Raw genomic sequence first — 18,058 nt, 5'->3', positions numbered from 1 at the left:
ATTTTATACTGTCAACTGATTTGCTTATACACATTTGTTTATTTTGTCGAATCATGTATGTGACAAGCTATTTTTATACAAGGGACGTGATAGATATGAAAATATTTTTCTCTAACATTTTCTCCTCTAAAAAAAAGATACAAATAGAGTTTTGTCAAAATAATCTCGATCGTTATTTAAATGAAGAAACAGCACTCGACTTCAGTCACTTTCTAAACCAACCACACATTCGCTATAAGGAATATGAATGCATAAGCAACTGTTCCACTTGTCGCAAAGCTGCTTATGCCGTTGTAGATGGACAAGTAATCGAAGCCAATCATATGGACGAGCTTTTGCAACTTCTTAAAGAACAGCTACCAAAACAGCGCTAGATTTCCTTCATCCTAGGACTCGATTTTGACCCCAAGGATTATTTAACAACCCTAAACGAAAGCAACAAGATAGACCGCACGCTACATTATTTCATGCATATATTTATGAAAAATGAAGTATATAAGGGAGGATTCTGATTGACTCAGCATGTTCAACCCGAAATCGATCGTCTCATTCAACGCTTAAAAACTGATCAAACAACTAATGGGGCATGGGAATATCCATTCGAAATGGGCATCACACCAGACGCCTATATGATTATTTTGCTTACCATTCTTGATATGAAGGATGAAGCACTGATTTCTTCCTTAGTAGAAAGAATCGCAAGTAAACAGGAGACCAATGGGGCGTGGAAGATTTTCGAAGACGAAAAGGAAGGAAATCTTTCGGTTACCATTGAAGCCTATTACGCTCTGCTTTATAGTGGACATTATGAAAAAAACGATCCGCCTATACGTAAAGCTCGCCAGTTTATCCTTTCAAAAGGCGGCATAAAAAAGGCTAAACTATTTACTAAAGCGATGCTGACCATTACTGGACAAATCAAATGGCCCCTTGTGTTTCCGATTCCGCTCGAATCGATATTACTGCCACCGACTAGCCCCATTAGCATGTATGATTTTTCCGTCTATAGCCGCGTTCATTTCGTTCCCCTCCTGCTTCTCGCTCATAAAAAATTTCGGATTAGACTAAGCAGTAGTCCGAATTTACAGGATTTATATGCAAAAAAAGAAGAACGAGAAGAGGAGCAGTTGTGGGAAGAATTTCGCACAGATGAATATCGTTCTCTATTTTCCAAAGTGCAAGAAGGGGTCGCCTCATTAATTGGCTTACCTCATTCTTTACATTCCTTAGCTACAGCCTCTGTCAAACGCTATATGACAGATCGGATTGAAAGCGATGGTACATTATACAACTACTTCAGCGCAACTTTTTTTATGATTTTTGCCTTCCTTGCTCTTGGTTATTCTAAAGACGCTCCTATCATTACAAAAGCCGTCGCCGGCCTTAAAGCAATGACCACTTCAACCAATGGATATTCGCATATTCAATTCACAACAGCTTCTGTTTGGAATACGGCTTTAATTAGTTATGCGCTTCAAGAAGCTGGCGTATCTAGTCAAGATTCCTCCATTCAAAAAGCGACTGCTTATTTACTCTCTCAACAGCAAGAGAAATATGGCGATTGGGTGATTCACAATCCACAAGCTGTCCCCGGTGGCTGGGGATTTTCCAATGGCAGTACGATGAACCCCGATGTAGATGATACAACCGCTTCACTACGAGCGCTGACACATCAATTACATGCTCAAAACAACTGGCAGCGTGGACTTAACTTTACCTTATCCATGCAAAATAAAGATGGTGGATTTCCGGCTTTTGAAAGAAATGTGGATAAATCGTGGATTACGTATCTTCCAATAGAAAATGCTGATTTCATTCTATCCGATCCATCCACAGCTGATTTAACGGGGCGAGCATTAGAATTTCTCGGCAATTTTGCTAATATTAAAACCCCTAATCAAGTCAGCAAGCAAGCCAGTAAATGGCTGATTCGTCACCAAGAGAGCAACGGTTCATGGTTTGGCCGCTGGGGTGTTTGCTATATTTACGGAACATGGGCCGCTCTAACTGGATTAGCCGCAGCTGGATATTCATCCGAGCACTATGCTATCCAAAAAGCGGTCAATTGGTTAAAAGGGATTCAAAATGAAGATGGCGGCTGGGGAGAATCTTGTTACAGCGATATTCATAGAACGTATATACCACTGGAAACAAGCACCATCACACAAACTGCATGGGCGGTAGATGCTCTTATTGCGGTTAGTGATGAGCCAACCCCTGCCATTGAACGCGGAATTTCCTTTCTTCTTAATCAAAGCGAAGCGTCAAACCGGGCGAAAAATTATCCCGTTGGTCAAGGTTTAGCAGGTTATATCTATTGGAACTACCACAGTTATAAATATCTGTTCCCACTGCTTGCATTAAGTCATTACCGAAATAAATATAACTAATGTCACTATCTCTTATAATCCTGCCTTAATTCAATGAATTGGCGGGATTTTTTATGAAATTGGCGGGATTCCGTTTCTAATTGGCGGGATTATGAATTGAATTGGCGAGATTTTTACTTTCAAACCAAAAAGAGCCGCATCAAAGCATATACTTTGAAACAGCCCGTTCCTCTAATTCATTGACGATGAAGCTTCATTAATTGAATCGTTGTTTCTTCAACGTTTCCTTTATGAACAATCTTTTCAATTACTTCACCTTGTTTCATAAATATAATCAAGTCCCCTGTTTCAGCAGCCACATCCATCATATGTGTTGAGAAAACAATAGTGGTTCCACTTTTCTTGACCTCATTAACAATTTCAACAAAACGATTGACCCAATAGGGATCCAAACCATTTGTCGGCTCATCCATTAATAAAACAGCTGGTTCTGCTAGAATCGATTGTCCAAATATTAACCGCTGTCTCATTCCCTTAGACAAACTTTTTACTAATTCACGACGTTTATCTGTTAATCCAATTAATTCAACCACTTGATTAATCCGTTCTTTCTTTACTTTTCTAAATGCCCCATAAAAGTTCAAAAATTCTTCCACTGTCATCATTTCTTGAGCATAGAAATCATCGGGCATAAACCCAATTTTCTTCAAATAACTTTCTCGATCATCTTTTATATTAATGTCATCAATAATGGTTGTACCTGTAGTCGGTGTGCTAATCCCCGTAATCATTTGGAGCAACGTGCTTTTCCCTGCTCCATTCCCGCCACATAAAACGACACAGCTACCCGCTTCTGCTTCAAAAGAGCATGGGTGCAGAGCTGTTTTTTCCTTATATACTTTAGAAACGCCATCCACTTTCAATCTTGTCATCGTCTCTTCCTCCATTCAAGCATCCCCATCGAAAATAAAAATGAAACCGATAAAAAGCAGATAAAATAGAGGATATAAATCAGTATAGAAAGAGACGTTTCTAAAAAACTAACTAAAGGATCGTAAGCTTGACCAAAAACAGAACCTGCATCAAGACTAATAACAAAAGCAACCCTAATGAGTTCTGCAGGATTAAGGAATAACAATACATTCATCAGCGGAGCAATCCACGTATATGGCACTGAGCCAAGTATCCCAATTAAAGCGGTTGGCCAAATCATAATTAAGAAAAACCATAGCATCACGGAAATCGATAATGCCTGCCAACGAGTTTTTACAAATGAACCAATCCAGACTCCTATGACAAGAAAGAAAAATAGTAAAGTAACGGAAAAAAGATAAATGGCCCATAGCCATTTCATCGAAAAGCCGCCACCGATGACTAAACTAATCGCCATACTAATTCCGAAGCTAAATGTAAATACAATCCACTGGGCGGTAAATTGACCACCAATTTTTCCGATTACGTAAGACAAGGTAAACAGTGGATACGTACTTAATAAGCGCCATTGTCCATTCTCTATTTCATTCGCTATTGAAAATGAACCGATAATGAGCATAAACAGCGGAATAATATACAATGCAATATTCGCAACTGTCCCTGTCATATTTGTATAGCCCGTTAAAGATGGCGCGCTGTTTTGCAGTAAAAAAAGCAAAGATAACACAGCGACCCATAAAATCAGAAATGAATAGTACGAACGCTGCCGCACCGTCATCCGTAATTCAGAACGCCAAATATTCCACATCGTAATTCTCCCCCTCCTTAAGAAAAGAGCAATGTGCCTGCAGCCAGACATCAAAACCTATCAACCAAACGATGTTTTTATCTATTCCTTATAGAAAAAGGGCGACACAGAAAAATGCGCCGGCCCTCTTCCCACTAATCCATTAATGACTTGTATTCTCTTGCTCCATATCATGACCCGATTCTTCTGTTCCGTCTTCAGAATGAGAATGTCCTTCTCCCATGTTCTGCATCATTTCATGATTTTGCATCCAGCTATGTTTGGCTAATTCATCCGCTGTCATTAACGTACTACCTGCATGATCTGCTGCGAATTTTTCGGCATCCGCTTTTTGTTCAAAAGAAATTACATTATAAGCCATTGGTGTTTTCACCGATTGATTATATACATAAGTAGCATCATCCGCTGGTATCCACTCTTTATTATCGTAATCACGTACGAACTCGGCATCGATTTTTTGATCCGCGTTTTCACCCATCCATCCATACATACAGCCTAAATCATCGAATACAAGAGACTTTCCATTCTCTAAAATAACTTGGGTAGCATACTGATTATCTACTACAGCCATATTACAAGTCGCACACGTATCTGTTTCTTCATTGATAGCTACTGGTTGGACTTCCTTATCACCGCATGCAGCTAACATAGATAGCACACCTATTAATACTAAAAAGCTAAAAAGCCTCTTTTTCATACTCTTTTCCCCCCTACTATAAATAAGCTTGTACTAACAATCATCATTCCTACACTCATCATCCATAACGCTGATGTAGAAGTCTCTGTTCTTTCCACTTCCATCGTTGTTTCCATCAAAGGCGCTTCATCTGTTAATACTTGATCAGTGGGGCTTTTCAACATTTTCTGCAGAAGCAGCACGCCAGGTGACTGAAAGAATAATTGAAATTCAGGCACATCCGCTGTTAATGTTAAAAAATAAGGGTCCGCCACAAACGGGAATATACTTTCCCCTTTGCCCTTCAAGTCGAGCTTAGCTGAAGCATCCCAATAATTGGGATGAATTTCATTATTCGAACTCTCAATTGCTTGCGCTTCATTTACATTTCCAACAAACGTATTTTGAGTTAATTGATTATTATTCGCCTTAGTAAACTGAACTCCAATAAAATTATCCATGACTTTGTTGTTTGCCATCAAATTTTCTTCAGATGTTTCCATATAAATGCCGACTCGGTTTCCAGTAAGTGAGTTTTCAGCAATGCGGCTATTTTCTACAAAATAAATTAACAGCCCTTGTGCATTAACATTATTACGGTTATAAGAGAAATCATTGCCTACCACTTGCACACGATTAACACGCATTAACATCGTTCCCGTCATATTATACTGAGCAATGTTTTTTTCTAGCACATTATCATCGGCAAACATTAAATGCATCCCATATCGAGAGCCTTGAATATGATTTTGACGTAGTGTATTTTTGTGACTTTGTTCTAAGTAAATTCCGTCTTGTACCTTGGCAATCTTCATATTTTGAATCGTATTATGACTAGATTCCCATAAATCAATACCATTTCCTTTTCTTTGACCAATAATGAGGCCGTTTTGTATATTTACTTCGCTCGCTCCATCAAGTCGAATACCGTAACGTTTTGTTTCAATTTCAAAATCAGTTAACTGATGCTTAGAGCCTGAGATCGAAATAGCTGTTGCTTCCTCTTCCTCGCCACAATATTCTACTTGGATTTGTTCGAGTGAAACACGTTCTCCTTTAATCGTAATAGCCGGCTGTTCTTCACACGAACGAATCAACACCTCCCCTTGACCTTTCAATATAATCGGTTTTGTAATTACGAGATTTTCTTCATATATCCCTTCCGATATCTCAATCGTTTCACCAGGTACTGCGCGTTCAATTTTAGATTGTAATGTTGCTGCATCGGTCTCCCTCGGCAAAAGCAAAACTAGAACGAGAATCAATAGCATATACTTCAACTGGCTCATAAAGCCCTCACCTCGCTCTCTTAAAAACTTCTCTTTATTATTAAATTCTATAATTGTGGAAAAAGTTTGAAAAATAGATGAATAAATCCAAAACCATTTGGCATTCTTCCTTACAGTATCGCGAAAATCTTTATCTTTTAAACACGAAAAAGAGTTTACCTACCCATATAACGGGCAAGTAAACTCTTCTCCTTAATCTTCCTTCTCTACATGAAGCACATCTCCTGTGTTTGCATCAATCACTAAGTCATACTCCAACCACTTTTTCTCTACTTCAATTTCATATACGAGCAGGCCATTTTCCATATCCAACTCAACATCTGTAATCGTCCCATTCGCTACTTCCTTCAAAGCAATTTTCTCCGCTTCTTCGAGACTAACCTTAGCTGCCGAATAGCTCTCATAATGATCATCATCGTACTCCCGCTCAATCACTTCCCCATTAGAGGCATTCATTTCAACATCTTCATAACCATTTTCGGTTTTCACTGTCATTTCGTATGTTAACGATGCATCATCTAAATCTCTCTCAACTTTCGTCACTTCACCTTTCACTTGTTCAGAAACACTTTTAACTGCTTCCTCTTTTGAAACTGTCCCTGCGTTTAGAGCATAAGCTGTAATCGCGGAGACCCCTCCGAGGACTAACACTCCCGTTACCATTACTATTATCATCATTTTCTTTGTAAAAAATGTTTTCATCATAAAATCCTCCTATCTGTTAGTAACTTCATCATAGGATAGTAAAATGAAAACAAGATAAGAGCTAGATTAAAATTTGATGAGAAACGAGATATTCACAGTTGTTCCAACTCCTACTTCACTTTCAATGGCAATTCTTCCTCCTAGTGAATCCACAATTGATTTAGCAATCGATAAACCAAGACCGCTCCCACCCGTACTTCTTGTTCTTGAAGGATCAACTCGATAGAATCGCTCAAAAACATGTGGTATATCTTGTTTAGGAATTCCAACTCCTTGATCTTGAACACGAATCATTAAGACTTCCTCAGAAACCTCAATCGAAACCGTAACATCCGTTTCGCTGTATTTCAATGCATTATCAACTACAATAATCAGTACTTGTTCGAATCGGTTAGCATCTGTTTCATAAGTAACCTCTTCTGGCTTCGCTATCACTTGCACGATGCGATTCGACGTTTGACTAAAATTCCGTGCCACCTGCCTGCATAATGAAACGATTTCAACCTTTTCAATAGAAAGATTGTTTTTAGAAGCCACTTGCAATAAATTTTGTGTTAGTTCCTTCATTCTTAAAGCTTCATGATGAATGGCCTCTACTGCCTCTTCTTGAATATCCGTCTCTTCCTTTCCCCATCTCTTCAAAAGAGAAGCATAACTTTCAATCACCGTAATCGGTGTTTTCAATTCATGAGAAGCATCAGAGAGAAATTGCTGCTGTTGATAATAATTCTGTTCTAGACGAGCCATCATTCTATTAAAAGCAGCCCCCATTTGTTCAAGCTCATCCTTCGCTTTATCCGGCAAAGGAATTTTCTTAAATTGACTGCTCTGTTCAATCTCAACCATCGTACGACTCATAATGGAAACAGGCTTTAAAATAAGTGTCGCTAACCGTTTACTAGCAAAAATAGAGATAAAAATAACGAATAAAGACATAGCTAAGAGCACAACTGTGAGCATTACTAAATGATCAATCACTGATTCAATTGGCTGTGAAACTTCAATAACGCCCTGTTGCTGCCCTTTATTTTTTATAGGCAAACGATATATTAAAACGTACTCACCATCAACTTTCCTTAGTTCAAAGTCATCCTCTGATACATATTTTGTCTCTAAAGCAAGCAATTCCTCTTCCTCCGTAAATGGAGAGACCGCATTCTCTTTTCCATGATAGATGCGCACCATCCCGTCATCCGGAATCATTGATTCTATATCAGCAAAACGGCTTGTTAAGCCGACATTTTCTTCAATCAGCTGAGCTTGTTCTTCTAAAAATTCCTGTTCTCTTTGCAGGGAAAGCCAAAAGAACGCGATTGCCACTAAAGCACTTAACATCAATAGCATGACTGTCAAAAAGAACATCGAATACCATTGAATTTTCGTTCTGATTTTCATCGACGGTGCTCCTTTATGCTATACCCCACTCCTCGATGCGTATGAATTAACGGACACTCAAAAGGATCGTCTACTTTTTTCCGAATATAACGGATATATACGTCAACTACATTTGTATCACCTGTAAAATCATAGCCCCAAACATGTGTTAAAATCTGTTCACGTGACAGCACTTGATTTTTATTTTGCATCAAATAGACAAGTAAATCGAACTCTCTAGACGTTAGCTCAATGTTCTGATTATCCCTTCTGACCTCTCGCGTTCCAAGCTGCAGATGAAGATTTTCAACAATTAAAAGGTTCTTATCTTCTTCTACATTTGTGTGATGGGATTGGCGTAAGCACACCCGTATTCGAGCCAGCAATTCTTCTATTTCAAACGGTTTCGTCACATAATCATTTGCACCATGGTCTAAGCCGCTTACTTTATCCGGCACGGCATCCCGAGCTGTTACGAGAATAACGGGCGTATGTGTATTATTTTTTCGAAAACGACGGAGAACTTCAATTCCATTCAGTTCTGGAAGCATAACATCTAGTAAAATTAAGTCCCATTGCTCCTGTTCTGCTTTTGCTAACCCTGTTTTTCCTGTATAAGCGGTATCTGTTTCGTATCCTTCATGACGCAATTCAAGCGTCAGAACACGGGCAATGCTTTGTTCATCTTCAATAATTAAGATTCGCTTCCCCATCCTATTCCCACCTTTCTGTTATTAGTGTAGCGAACCAACATTAAAATATTATGAGAACAGTACAGAGAGAAAAAAAGTTGGCTGTGAATATTCACACCAACTTAACCCCTTCATTATTTCCAATGCTTTTCGATAAACGCATCGCGCCCTGACTTTTTTCGATCATCTTTATAGTGAACTGGATTCTTCCTATGAAAATCTTGATGATATTCTTCAGCAGGATAAAACGTCTGTGCTCGTAAGATTTCAGTCACAATCGGTTTCTTAAAAGTCCCACTAGCTGCAATCTTCTCCTTCGATGCTTCTGCTAATTGCTTCTGTTCTTCGTTATGATAAAAAATTGCTGTCCGATACTGGCTTCCTCGATCTTGGAACTGTCCTTCTGCATCGGTCGGGTCAATTTGCGGCCAAAATAAGTTTAATAATCGTTCATAAGAAAACAACTTTGGATCATATGTAATTTCAACCGCTTCATAATGCCCTGTCGTTCCAGTTTTCACCTCTTTATATGTTGGATTTTCAACGTGTCCTCCCGTATAACCAGAAATGATTCCTTCAATTCCCGGCAGTTCCTCAAAAGGTGAAACCATACACCAAAAACAGCCGCCTGCAAATGTTGCTTTTTGCATGTAAATCAGTTCCTTTCTCTACATTATGAAAAAAATATACCATATCTTGTACCAAATAGCGGCATTCAATCTCTCCATAATCACTATGTATAAAAAGGAAAATATAACAAAAGATACTAAACAAGAATTTATAGTAGGTGGTTTCTATTCATAAAACGGATTCGATTACTCCATTTCAATTAATCCTTATTGCTACGACAACTATTGGTTTAAATAATCATGTGTTTGCCATCTCTCCTTTGATTAGAGAAGTAGGACGGGATGCCTGGATAACGGTTATCATTACGATGCTGCTAATGATGCTGTGGATACCATTATTAATGTACATTCATAAAAAAACGAATAGACAGCCTTTATTTGAATGGCTTAAAAAATCTATTGGCAAAAAAGCAACTAATATTTTGACCTTTATTTTTATTAGTTATCTTATAGTGATGGCAGGCTTTACTTTAAGAGAAACAATTACATGGATTAATATTTTATTCTTACCAGAAACACCCGTATTTTTAATAACCGTTCTGTTCATCTTTACATGTTGGCAGCTTGCTATTACTAGTTTACGCACATTAAATATTCTTAATATTTTTCTATTATTTTTTATTACGTTACTTGGCTTTTTTGTCTCTTTCGCTAATATTCAGTATAAAAATTTCATGCTGCTTCTTCCCCTCTTAGAACATGGCTATCAACCTGTGCTAAGCGGCACCATCTATCAAGCAGCTGGTATAGCAGAAATTTTCCTTTTTCTTTTATTGCAGCATAAAGTGCAAAAGCCGCTCAATTGGCGTCATTTTGTCAGCATCATTCTTATCTTAACGCTTCTAACAATAGGTCCCCTCATTGGAGCGATTATAGAATTCGGACCAACAGAAGCCTCTATACAACGCTTCCCCCCCTACGAAGAATGGGGATTAGTATCGTTAGGTAATTTTGTAGAGCATGTAGATTTTTTATCGATTTACCAATGGTTAGCTGGGGCCTTTATTCGCCTCGCTCTATTACTTCTGTTAATGAAAGAAATACTGCCAGCTAAAGCAGACAAGCTTAAAAATAAATATTTATTCGGTTTCTCTCTTATTATTGCGGGAATAGTATTGGTTCCTATTAGTGACTTTAGATTTTCTTACCTGACAGCCAATATTATTTTACCTGGGACATTTTTGTTCTTTTTTAGTTTTTCTCTATTAATAAGTGTACTGGCGATGATTTCTTCAAGGAAAAAACGGGGGGCCAGCTATGAAATTTAAAACATCTAAAAAATTAATTCCCCCTGTAAAAGAGGGGCCTCAAAAGAAAAATAAAGGCATAACACTGAATGAAGAAGCTTTAAGAAAGCTGTTTACTAAATGTATTGATATTCAATTTTCATCGTTACAATATAATCAGCACACTATCACCCTCGTCTATTGTACGGGCTTGGTGAATACAGACATGTTATATCAGGTTGTTCCTAAGCGATTTGAAGATTTTTTCACTCACTTAAAAGGAGAGATTACATTAGACTCCCTTCAACAACTTTCCCTTCCGTCTCTTCAACTAGTAAAAGAGGAAGAACAAGCTACCGACGCTATTTTTGAAGGCAAGCTGCTCTTCATTGTACAAGAGCAAAATCTTATCATGTCAGTAGATATTGCCGATCGGCCTGAACGTCAGCCGGAGGAAACGGCAACAGAAGTGAGCGTCAAGGGACCACGTGATAACTTTATTGAAAATATTACAGTGAACTGTGCCTTGATTCGGAAGAGGTTGCGTACGACGACGCTTGTCGGAGAAGCTTTTGAAATTGGTAAACGCTCCAAAACAAAAGTATCACTTTTATATATGGAGGATATTGCTGATCAAGATTTTCTCCAACAAATTCGCCAGAAACTTCAGTCTATTCATATAGATGGTCTGTTAAGCGGTACACAGTTGGAAGAACTAATCAATGATAGTCCCTATTCGGTCCTTCCTCGTCATGCTTATACAGGCAGACCTGATTTTGCTGTCGAGTCTTTATTAAACGGCCGCTTCGTTCTATTAATTGATGGCATTTCTTATGCCTATATCACACCAGTTAATCTATTTTATCTATTAAAAAGCGCTGAAGATAAAGAATATAATTATTTATACAACTCTTTTGAAAGGCTGCTCAGAATAGTCGGTGTTTCCGTTGCCGCTTTTTCACCTGGCTTTTGGGTCGCATTAACGGCTTTTCATCAAAATCAGCTGCCCTTAACGTTATTAGCAACAGTCATTGAATCACGAAGAGGGGTCCCATTCCCTACCGCTATGGAAGCGATCTTAATGTTACTTTTGTTTGAATTATTTAGAGAGGCTGGCATGAGGCTCCCTTTGGCTGTTGGACAAACATTAAGTGTGGTCGGCGGGCTGATTATTGGCGATGCGGCGATTAGAGCTGGCTTAACGAGTCCAGCTATGCTCGTCGTCATTGCCGGCTCTACCGTTGCCACATTTACTTTAGTCAATCAATCCCTTGTAGGGACTGTTTCATTGATGCGCTTTTTCGTCATTTTCCTTGTTTCTCTTTTTGGCTTTGTCGGCTTTTTCGTCTCTATCTTTTTAGTTGGTACATATGTAGCTAACATCCGCACATTTGGAGTACCATACTTATCACTTGCGACACAGCTAAATATGAAGAATATCCTAAAAACTATCTTCCGCTTACCAGCTCAGAAAAAGGATACACGCCCCGCCACCCTTAAGCCTCATGACCCTACTCAGGAGGGAGAGTCATGAGGCAAACTGGAAAAAGAAAATGTATATATTTAGCCCTCCTTCTCACGATGGCTCTTCCATTAGCGGGGTGTTGGGATACGAATGAACCAGAGCGCATGGTATACGTTCATGGACTAGGCATTGATTATAAAAATCAACAATATACAGTTTATTTACAAATCATTAATCCTCGCCTTTTAGCTAAATCAGAAGTAGCCGGCGGTACTTCTGGAACAAAGATTGAGGTCGGCCGCGCATCTGGAAAAACAGTAAATGACGCAGTGTTTAAGTTATATAAGTCATCTCAGCGCAGGGTTTTTTGGGGACATCTTGGTTTTGTTATCTTCACAAAGGAAGCAGTAAAAGCGGAAGCGATTCAAGCAACTACCGATTTATTAGACAGATATCGAGAAACACGATACCGTCTTTGGATGTATGCAACAAATGAACCACTAATCGATGTATTAACAGCAGTTCCCATTATGGAAATGTCAACAGCTCTATCTCGAGTAAGCGATCCGCTTGCTACCTATAAACAAAGTTCGTTTGTTAAGCCAATTGATATGCGTGAATTATTCATTCTACTAAATGAACCGCCTTACGAAGCCAATATACCTTATATCAATTTAACAAAGGAAAATGCTTGGAAAACAGAAAAAAAGAGTCATCAAGTCATTCAAACAAAAGGCATTGCATCCATCAAAAATAAGAAACTCCAAAAAATAATAGAGAATCAAAACATATACGGCCTTAGGTGGATGACTAAAGATATGAAGCGTGAGGAGTTAACTCTCACTACTAACGAATTTTCAGATGTTAGTTTACTTATTAATAAGGTAAAAGTTAAAATAAAACCTATTGTTAAAAAAAATAACATCCAATTTGCAATTTCTATTAAAGCGGATACCGTATTACGAGAGAACCCTAAAGATAAGAGTTTAAAAAGCATAATTCAAGTTGCTGAACAGACAATTAAAGAGCAAGTGAAGGAAACTTACTTGCTCGGGGTTGAAAACAATATAGATATATACCGCTTATCAGAAATGTTATACAGAAAAAATGTTCAAGCTTGGAAAAATGCAGAGCACGACGGGAAAGTTCCATTGACCGAGAATTCAATTCAGAAGCTGGATGTCCAAGTACATTTAATTCATGGAGAAAAGAATCGAAAGCGTTCTACTATTAAATAAGCTCTCTGACAACCTAGTTTCTCACTAACCTCAACCTAGGTTGTCTCCTTTTTCTTACGAAAGAACTGCAAAGTCTGCTCTAAGCAAAAAAGCAAGTTCGCCGCAAAACGAACTCGCCTCTCTATCGACCTTATTTAAACCAGCCCTTTTCTTTAAAACGGACGATGGCTTCAATTCGATTACTTACGTCTAATTTATCAAGAATAATAGAAATATAATTACGAACAGTTCCTGTTGTTAAATAAAGCTCTTTCGCAATTTCCTTCGTATTTTTTCCATCAGCAATTAAACCAAGTACTTGTTTTTCTCGCTCAGTTAACGGATTTTCTTCTTGAAACGCCATATCAACGAGCTCAGGAGCATAAATCCGACGACCATCCATAATAATTCGAATTGAATTCGCCAGTTCCTCACTTGGACTATCCTTTAATAAATACCCGCTCACACCGGCTTTTCGCGCTCGTTCAAAATAACCAGTACGCGCAAACGTTGTTAAAATAATAACTTTGCAAGCTTGATTTTGAATTTCCTCAGCGACATCTAACCCGCTTTTGACTGGCATTTCGATATCCATAATGCAAATATCCGGCTTCAAACGATTCACTAACTCAAGCGCCTCTTCACCATTGCTCGCTTTCCCGACTACTTCCATATCTTCTTCCAAATCCAAAAGAGAACCCAGCGCTCCCAGCAGCATCCGTTGATCTTCAGCAATGACTATTCGAATCATATTGATTTCCCCCGTTCCGCTTGTTTAATCACATTCGGCACTCTAATAACGAGTTTCGTTCCATTTGATGCTGGAATGTCTAAACTCCCATTAACAAATTCTAATCGTTCCTTCATCCCTTGAAGTCCATTTCCTTTAAAAAAGTCTCCTTTATGCTGAAAACCGACCCCATTATCTTCTACTTCTATATACCACTCCGTCGGCAGCTGCTTAATCACTAGCTTACAAGAAGAAGCATGACTATGTTTAACGATATTATTAACTGCCTCTTTTAAGCACATACTTAACACATTTTCCACTAACAATGGTGTATCTTTAAGCTGTGAAGAACCTACTAGCTCCAGCTTGATTTGTGCCGCATTCAAGATTTGGCGAATTCGAAGCATTTCTTCGACAAGACGCGTACCACGCATTTCAGACACTAAATCGCGTACTTCCTTTAGAGCCGTGCGCGCTGTCTGCTGAATATCTTTAATTTCATTTTTAGCTGCCTCTGGACTGCGAGTCAGTAATTTGCCTGCCAAATCACTTTTTAAACCGATTAAAGAAAGCTTTTGCCCTAATGTATCATGCAGATCGCGAGCAATTCGCTGTCGCTCTTCTATTTTAACAAGCTCTGAAATTCGTTTATTTGCATCCTCTAACTGTTCTTCCAACTGCTCCCTTTTCTTTCGATTGTATGTGTTAAATGGTATCAAAACTACACCAATCACACAAATGACAATGAACGGGAACTGCGTAAGAAAAATTTTATTTTGATAGAGAAACCCTACATTTACCCCCAATATTGTAGTGATGATATGGATGGTATATAGTGTATAAAAACCAATCTTATTTTGAATATTTCCAATAAAAAAAGCGAGAAATAAAGCAAAATAAATATAACCAAAGAGACTCGTCATCGCAATTGAAGTGATAATTTGAATGGACGTCCATAAATAGACACTCCACCCCTTCGCAGCAAAGGATAATCCATAAGCGACAAAAAATAAAAGAATCATCCCAATCCCAGCTGCAATTTCTAACTTAGAGGACGATTTAAAAATAAAATAAAACGGTAGAATACAAAAAATAATCCAAACATAAGGGCTCAGCCCAGTATTCTTCGGGAAAATATGATACCAATTTTTTTTCATAGCAGCCTCCTTTCCTGTACATTGTAATCTAATCAAAGACTAAAAAACCATTCATAGCAAGAATGGTTTTTAGCTTTTTATTTTTCTTGAAAGCTTGGTTGAGATTTTTCTACCAAAATCTTCGCTTCATGGAAGCCAACAAACGTTTTACTTGACTCATCCCATAAGCGGAATCGAAGTGCTTTTAAACTAGAACGAAGCGTAATCGTTGTAGCCTGTTGCAAAGGTGGTGTAGAATCATGTGCTTTCTCAAGATGATAATTCGGAACCTTCGGGCTGAGGTGATGTACGTGATGAAAACCAATATTTCCTGTCACCCATTGCAATAGCTTTGGAAGCTTATAATATGAGCTTCCATCAATCGCAGCTTTCACATAATCCCAGTTTTCTTCCTCTTCAAAATAAGAATCCTCAAACTGATGTTGTACATAGAACAGCCAAATTCCAAGCAACCCTGACACAAACATAATTGGAAGCTGGATCATAAGAAACGCTTGCCAGCCAATTGCTAAACATAATAATGTATACAGTACAATAACAGAAACATTCGTTACATACGTATTGATTCTTTCTTTCTTACGTGCCCCTTTTCGATTAAAACGATTGGAAACTAAGAATAAATACGCTGGTCCTAATCCAAACATCACAAGCGGATTTCGATATAAACGATACTGAAGACGACTCCAAAACGAAGCGTTTACATACTCTTCCACCGTCATAATCCAAATATCGCCTGTCCCTCGCTTATTTAAATTACTGCTCGTCGCATGATGAATTGAATGGTCTCTCTTCCACTTTTCATATGGAAATAGCGTAATAACACCTGTAATCGTCCCTAAAATATCATTAGCTTTTCGGCTTTTGAAAAAAGACTGATGGCAGCAATCATGAAAAATAATAAAAATTCGGATTACAAATCCTGACGCAATAATCGAAAGACCTAAACTCAACCAATAAGAAATTTCTAAACTATAATAAGCAGCAACCCATAACAAAATAAACGGTGGAATCGTATTAACTAACTGCTTCACACTCGTTTTCACATTAGACTTTTCAAAAGGAGCGATTTGTTTTCTTAGATTGACTTGATTTTGTTTACTCATTTCTGCCTCCTGAACAGTTCACTTCTCTTTTATCTTGAACAATTTACTTCTCTTCTATAATAAAAAAGAACACAATACCGTTATAGTCATAAACGTCAGGTAGAGGATATGACAAATGTCATATCCTCTACTTATTCAAATTCTATATGTTGAATATAACATAACAGCAATATATTGATTTTTGACAGTTGCTATTATCGCTATTTCTTTATAGAAGCAAATTGTTTATCTTTCGTTATCTTCTAGCGTTTGAAATAGTAAATTGGAATAAGGATGTTTCAGCTGCCCAACATCCAAAAGATGAAATGTTTCAATAATCTCTCCTTGATACATAACTGCCACTCGATTACACAGTTCCTTCGTTGATTGTAAATCATGAGTGATAAATAAGTAAGATAATTGTTCTTGCTTTTGAATTCGTTTTAACATACGTATAATAGAAGTTTGTGAAGTAGAATCTAGACTGGCTATTGATTCATCAAAAATAATAATGTCTGGTTTCACAGCTAAAGCTTTTGCAATACAAACTCGTTGTTTTTGTCCACCGCTTAATTGGTGAGGATATCTTGTTAAATAGGAAGCATCCAGATTAACTAACTCAAGCAATTGTATACATTGAGTTCTCCATTCTTTGTTTTTAGAAAAATAGTTACGAAGCGGTTCAGTTAAAATTTCCTGTACGTTCATCTCTGGATGCAAAGATGAAGATGAATCTTGTAATACCATTTGTAACCGCTTATACAACTGAATATCCTTTATTTGATTGCTATTAATCAATTCCCCATCAAGGAAAACCTGACCCGAAGTGACAGATTCTATTTTCATAATCAATTTGGCTATCGTACTTTTTCCGCTGCCGCTTTCACCAACAATCCCCAAGCATTCTCCTTTAGACAATGTTAAATTAACCTGATTAACAGCTGTAAAACGCTTCTTTCTTCTAAACCACGATAATTTCCTCGATCTAACAGAGTATTCTTTAGTAACATTACATAACTCAAGAAGGGTCAAAGGACGACTCCTCCTCGGTCCATTTGAACCACACGGTCGGCATATTTCTTAACACTTTTCTCATCATGAGAAATAAGTAAAATCGTCAATTTTAATTCCTGTTGCAGCTGCTTAAGCAACGTTAAAACCTTTTCACGATTGATTACATCAAGAGCAGTCGTTGGTTCATCTGCAATAAATATCTTTGGCTGCAAGCTTAACATCATCGCTAATAGTACCCGCTGTCGCATTCCTCCACTTAATTCAAAAGGATATAGAGATAAAATGTGCTCTGGATCTGAGAAACCGACTTGATTTAATAACGAGTGTAAAGATGTTTCTATACTTTTTTTGTTCCCCTTCTTATGCCTTAATGTTTCTACCATTTGTCTTTTCACAGTTTGAATAGGATTTAACCCATTTAAAGAATGTTGAATTAATAAACCAATTTCATCACGGCGAAGCTGTTGGAGACGTCTTTCATCATAGTCTATAATATTTTCATCCCTATATATTATTTGCCCATGCGTCACACGACAACCTTTCTCCAAAAGTCCAACTATTGCATGTGCAGTTAAACTTTTTCCACAGCCGCTTGGACCAGTAATAGCAAGCATTTCCCCTCTAAATAATTGAAACGACATATCATCGACAATCGTTTCCCACTTTCCTTCATTCTGATAAGAAATTTTTACATGTTCGATACTTAGTAAGGGATCTATATTCTTCTTCAT

The 18,058-nt window shown here is 37.8% G+C and carries 18 protein-coding genes; 5 read left to right on the top strand and 13 right to left on the bottom strand.

The window, feature by feature from the left end; genetic code table 11:
- Together V7068_RS09280 and shc are read left to right on the top strand one after the other, a co-directional pair.
- Positions 1 to 374 (top strand): DUF1450 domain-containing protein (locus V7068_RS09280; protein ID WP_499712474.1); only part of this gene is annotated, 374 nt, incomplete at its 5' end.
- Between the two features lie 138 nt (positions 375 to 512).
- A complete protein-coding gene (shc, locus tag V7068_RS09275; RefSeq protein WP_499712473.1) occupies positions 513 to 2,390 on the top strand; it encodes a squalene--hopene cyclase in 1,878 nt (625 codons plus the stop codon).
- Between the two features lie 176 nt (positions 2,391 to 2,566).
- Here shc and V7068_RS09270 read toward each other — a convergent pair whose 3' ends face one another.
- From V7068_RS09270 to msrA, 8 genes are all read right to left on the bottom strand, one after another.
- Positions 2,567 to 3,262 carry an ABC transporter ATP-binding protein gene (locus tag V7068_RS09270; RefSeq protein ID WP_499712472.1) on the bottom strand — a complete coding sequence of 232 codons (696 nt, stop codon included), beginning with the start codon at positions 3,260 to 3,262 and terminating at the stop codon, positions 2,567 to 2,569.
- Positions 3,259 to 4,071 (bottom strand): ABC transporter permease subunit, encoded by an 813-nt coding sequence (locus V7068_RS09265; protein WP_499712471.1) that lies wholly within the window; start codon positions 4,069 to 4,071, stop codon positions 3,259 to 3,261. Before V7068_RS09265 ends, V7068_RS09270 begins: the two co-directional genes overlap by 4 nt.
- Before the next feature lie 142 nt (positions 4,072 to 4,213).
- The gene (locus tag V7068_RS09260) at positions 4,214 to 4,768 is read right to left on the bottom strand and encodes a nitrous oxide reductase accessory protein NosL (protein ID WP_499712470.1); all 555 of its coding nucleotides are present in this window, start codon (positions 4,766 to 4,768) and stop codon (positions 4,214 to 4,216) included.
- Entirely contained in the window at positions 4,765 to 6,036 is a 1,272-nt protein-coding gene (locus V7068_RS09255) for a right-handed parallel beta-helix repeat-containing protein (protein ID WP_499712469.1), read from the bottom strand. The genes V7068_RS09260 and V7068_RS09255 overlap by 4 nt, the downstream gene beginning before the upstream one ends.
- A gap of 192 nt (positions 6,037 to 6,228) precedes the next feature.
- Positions 6,229 to 6,741, bottom strand: coding sequence for a PepSY domain-containing protein (locus V7068_RS09250; RefSeq protein WP_499712468.1), 513 nt, complete (start codon positions 6,739 to 6,741; stop codon positions 6,229 to 6,231).
- Between the two features lie 66 nt (positions 6,742 to 6,807).
- Entirely contained in the window at positions 6,808 to 8,136 is a 1,329-nt protein-coding gene (locus V7068_RS09245; protein ID WP_499712467.1) for a sensor histidine kinase, read from the bottom strand.
- Positions 8,133 to 8,828 (bottom strand): response regulator transcription factor, encoded by a 696-nt coding sequence (locus V7068_RS09240; RefSeq protein WP_499712466.1) that lies wholly within the window; start codon positions 8,826 to 8,828, stop codon positions 8,133 to 8,135. Before V7068_RS09240 ends, V7068_RS09245 begins: the two co-directional genes overlap by 4 nt.
- A 113-nt stretch (positions 8,829 to 8,941) precedes the next feature.
- On the bottom strand, positions 8,942 to 9,457 hold the full coding sequence (gene msrA / locus V7068_RS09235) for a peptide-methionine (S)-S-oxide reductase MsrA (protein WP_499712465.1): 516 nt from the start codon (positions 9,455 to 9,457) through the stop codon (positions 8,942 to 8,944).
- Positions 9,458 to 9,594: 137 nt separating this feature from the next.
- On the opposite strand from msrA, the gene V7068_RS09230 reads away from it, so the two are divergent.
- Genes V7068_RS09230 through V7068_RS09220 form a run of 3 tightly spaced genes read left to right on the top strand, consistent with a single transcriptional unit; the run spans position 9,595 to position 13,365 of the window.
- Positions 9,595 to 10,704, top strand: a complete 1,110-nt coding sequence (locus tag V7068_RS09230; RefSeq protein ID WP_499712464.1) for an endospore germination permease — start codon at positions 9,595 to 9,597, stop codon at positions 10,702 to 10,704.
- Positions 10,694 to 12,196, top strand: coding sequence for a spore germination protein (locus tag V7068_RS09225; protein WP_499712463.1), 1,503 nt, complete (start codon positions 10,694 to 10,696; stop codon positions 12,194 to 12,196). The genes V7068_RS09230 and V7068_RS09225 overlap by 11 nt, the downstream gene beginning before the upstream one ends.
- Positions 12,193 to 13,365 (top strand): Ger(x)C family spore germination protein, encoded by a 1,173-nt coding sequence (locus V7068_RS09220; protein WP_499712462.1) that lies wholly within the window; start codon positions 12,193 to 12,195, stop codon positions 13,363 to 13,365. Before V7068_RS09225 ends, V7068_RS09220 begins: the two co-directional genes overlap by 4 nt.
- A 130-nt stretch (positions 13,366 to 13,495) precedes the next feature.
- Here V7068_RS09220 and V7068_RS09215 read toward each other — a convergent pair whose 3' ends face one another.
- From V7068_RS09215 to V7068_RS09195, 5 genes are all read right to left on the bottom strand, one after another.
- On the bottom strand, positions 13,496 to 14,095 hold the full coding sequence (locus tag V7068_RS09215) for a response regulator transcription factor (RefSeq protein WP_252282692.1): 600 nt from the start codon (positions 14,093 to 14,095) through the stop codon (positions 13,496 to 13,498).
- A complete protein-coding gene (locus tag V7068_RS09210) occupies positions 14,092 to 15,231 on the bottom strand; it encodes a sensor histidine kinase (RefSeq protein ID WP_499712461.1) in 1,140 nt (379 codons plus the stop codon). The genes V7068_RS09215 and V7068_RS09210 overlap by 4 nt, the downstream gene beginning before the upstream one ends.
- A 77-nt stretch (positions 15,232 to 15,308) precedes the next feature.
- The gene (gene desA / locus V7068_RS09205) at positions 15,309 to 16,334 is read right to left on the bottom strand and encodes a Delta(5) desaturase DesA (protein WP_499712460.1); all 1,026 of its coding nucleotides are present in this window, start codon (positions 16,332 to 16,334) and stop codon (positions 15,309 to 15,311) included.
- Between the two features lie 225 nt (positions 16,335 to 16,559).
- The gene (locus V7068_RS09200) at positions 16,560 to 17,345 is read right to left on the bottom strand and encodes an ABC transporter ATP-binding protein (protein WP_499712459.1); all 786 of its coding nucleotides are present in this window, start codon (positions 17,343 to 17,345) and stop codon (positions 16,560 to 16,562) included.
- A complete protein-coding gene (locus V7068_RS09195) occupies positions 17,342 to 18,058 on the bottom strand; it encodes an ATP-binding cassette domain-containing protein (protein WP_499712457.1) in 717 nt (238 codons plus the stop codon). The genes V7068_RS09200 and V7068_RS09195 overlap by 4 nt, the downstream gene beginning before the upstream one ends.

Source organism: Bacillus sp. JJ634, assembly GCF_036962285.1.
Lineage (GTDB): Bacteria > Bacillota > Bacilli > Bacillales > DSM-1321 > Peribacillus > Peribacillus asahii_A.
This window is presented reverse-complemented; position numbering and strand designations above follow the sequence as displayed.

Excerpts from the sequence above, each read along its gene's own strand:
- V7068_RS09270 (WP_499712472.1), bottom strand. The coding sequence starts at position 3,262 with ATGACAAGATTGAAAGTGGATGGCGTTTCTAAAGTATATAAGGAAAAA.
- V7068_RS09265 (WP_499712471.1), bottom strand. The coding sequence starts at position 4,071 with ATGTGGAATATTTGGCGTTCTGAATTACGGATGACGGTGCGGCAGCGT.
- V7068_RS09260 (WP_499712470.1), bottom strand. The coding sequence starts at position 4,768 with ATGAAAAAGAGGCTTTTTAGCTTTTTAGTATTAATAGGTGTGCTATCT.
- V7068_RS09255 (WP_499712469.1), bottom strand. The coding sequence starts at position 6,036 with ATGAGCCAGTTGAAGTATATGCTATTGATTCTCGTTCTAGTTTTGCTT.
- V7068_RS09250 (WP_499712468.1), bottom strand. The coding sequence starts at position 6,741 with ATGATGAAAACATTTTTTACAAAGAAAATGATGATAATAGTAATGGTA.
- V7068_RS09245 (WP_499712467.1), bottom strand. The coding sequence starts at position 8,136 with ATGAAAATCAGAACGAAAATTCAATGGTATTCGATGTTCTTTTTGACA.
- V7068_RS09240 (WP_499712466.1), bottom strand. The coding sequence starts at position 8,828 with ATGGGGAAGCGAATCTTAATTATTGAAGATGAACAAAGCATTGCCCGT.
- msrA (WP_499712465.1), bottom strand. The coding sequence starts at position 9,457 with ATGCAAAAAGCAACATTTGCAGGCGGCTGTTTTTGGTGTATGGTTTCA.
- V7068_RS09225 (WP_499712463.1), top strand. The coding sequence starts at position 10,694 with ATGAAATTTAAAACATCTAAAAAATTAATTCCCCCTGTAAAAGAGGGG.
- V7068_RS09220 (WP_499712462.1), top strand. The coding sequence starts at position 12,193 with ATGAGGCAAACTGGAAAAAGAAAATGTATATATTTAGCCCTCCTTCTC.
- V7068_RS09215 (WP_252282692.1), bottom strand. The coding sequence starts at position 14,095 with ATGATTCGAATAGTCATTGCTGAAGATCAACGGATGCTGCTGGGAGCG.
- V7068_RS09210 (WP_499712461.1), bottom strand. The coding sequence starts at position 15,231 with ATGAAAAAAAATTGGTATCATATTTTCCCGAAGAATACTGGGCTGAGC.
- desA (WP_499712460.1), bottom strand. The coding sequence starts at position 16,334 with ATGAGTAAACAAAATCAAGTCAATCTAAGAAAACAAATCGCTCCTTTT.
- V7068_RS09195 (WP_499712457.1), bottom strand. The coding sequence starts at position 18,058 with ATGAAGAAGAATATAGATCCCTTACTAAGTATCGAACATGTAAAAATT.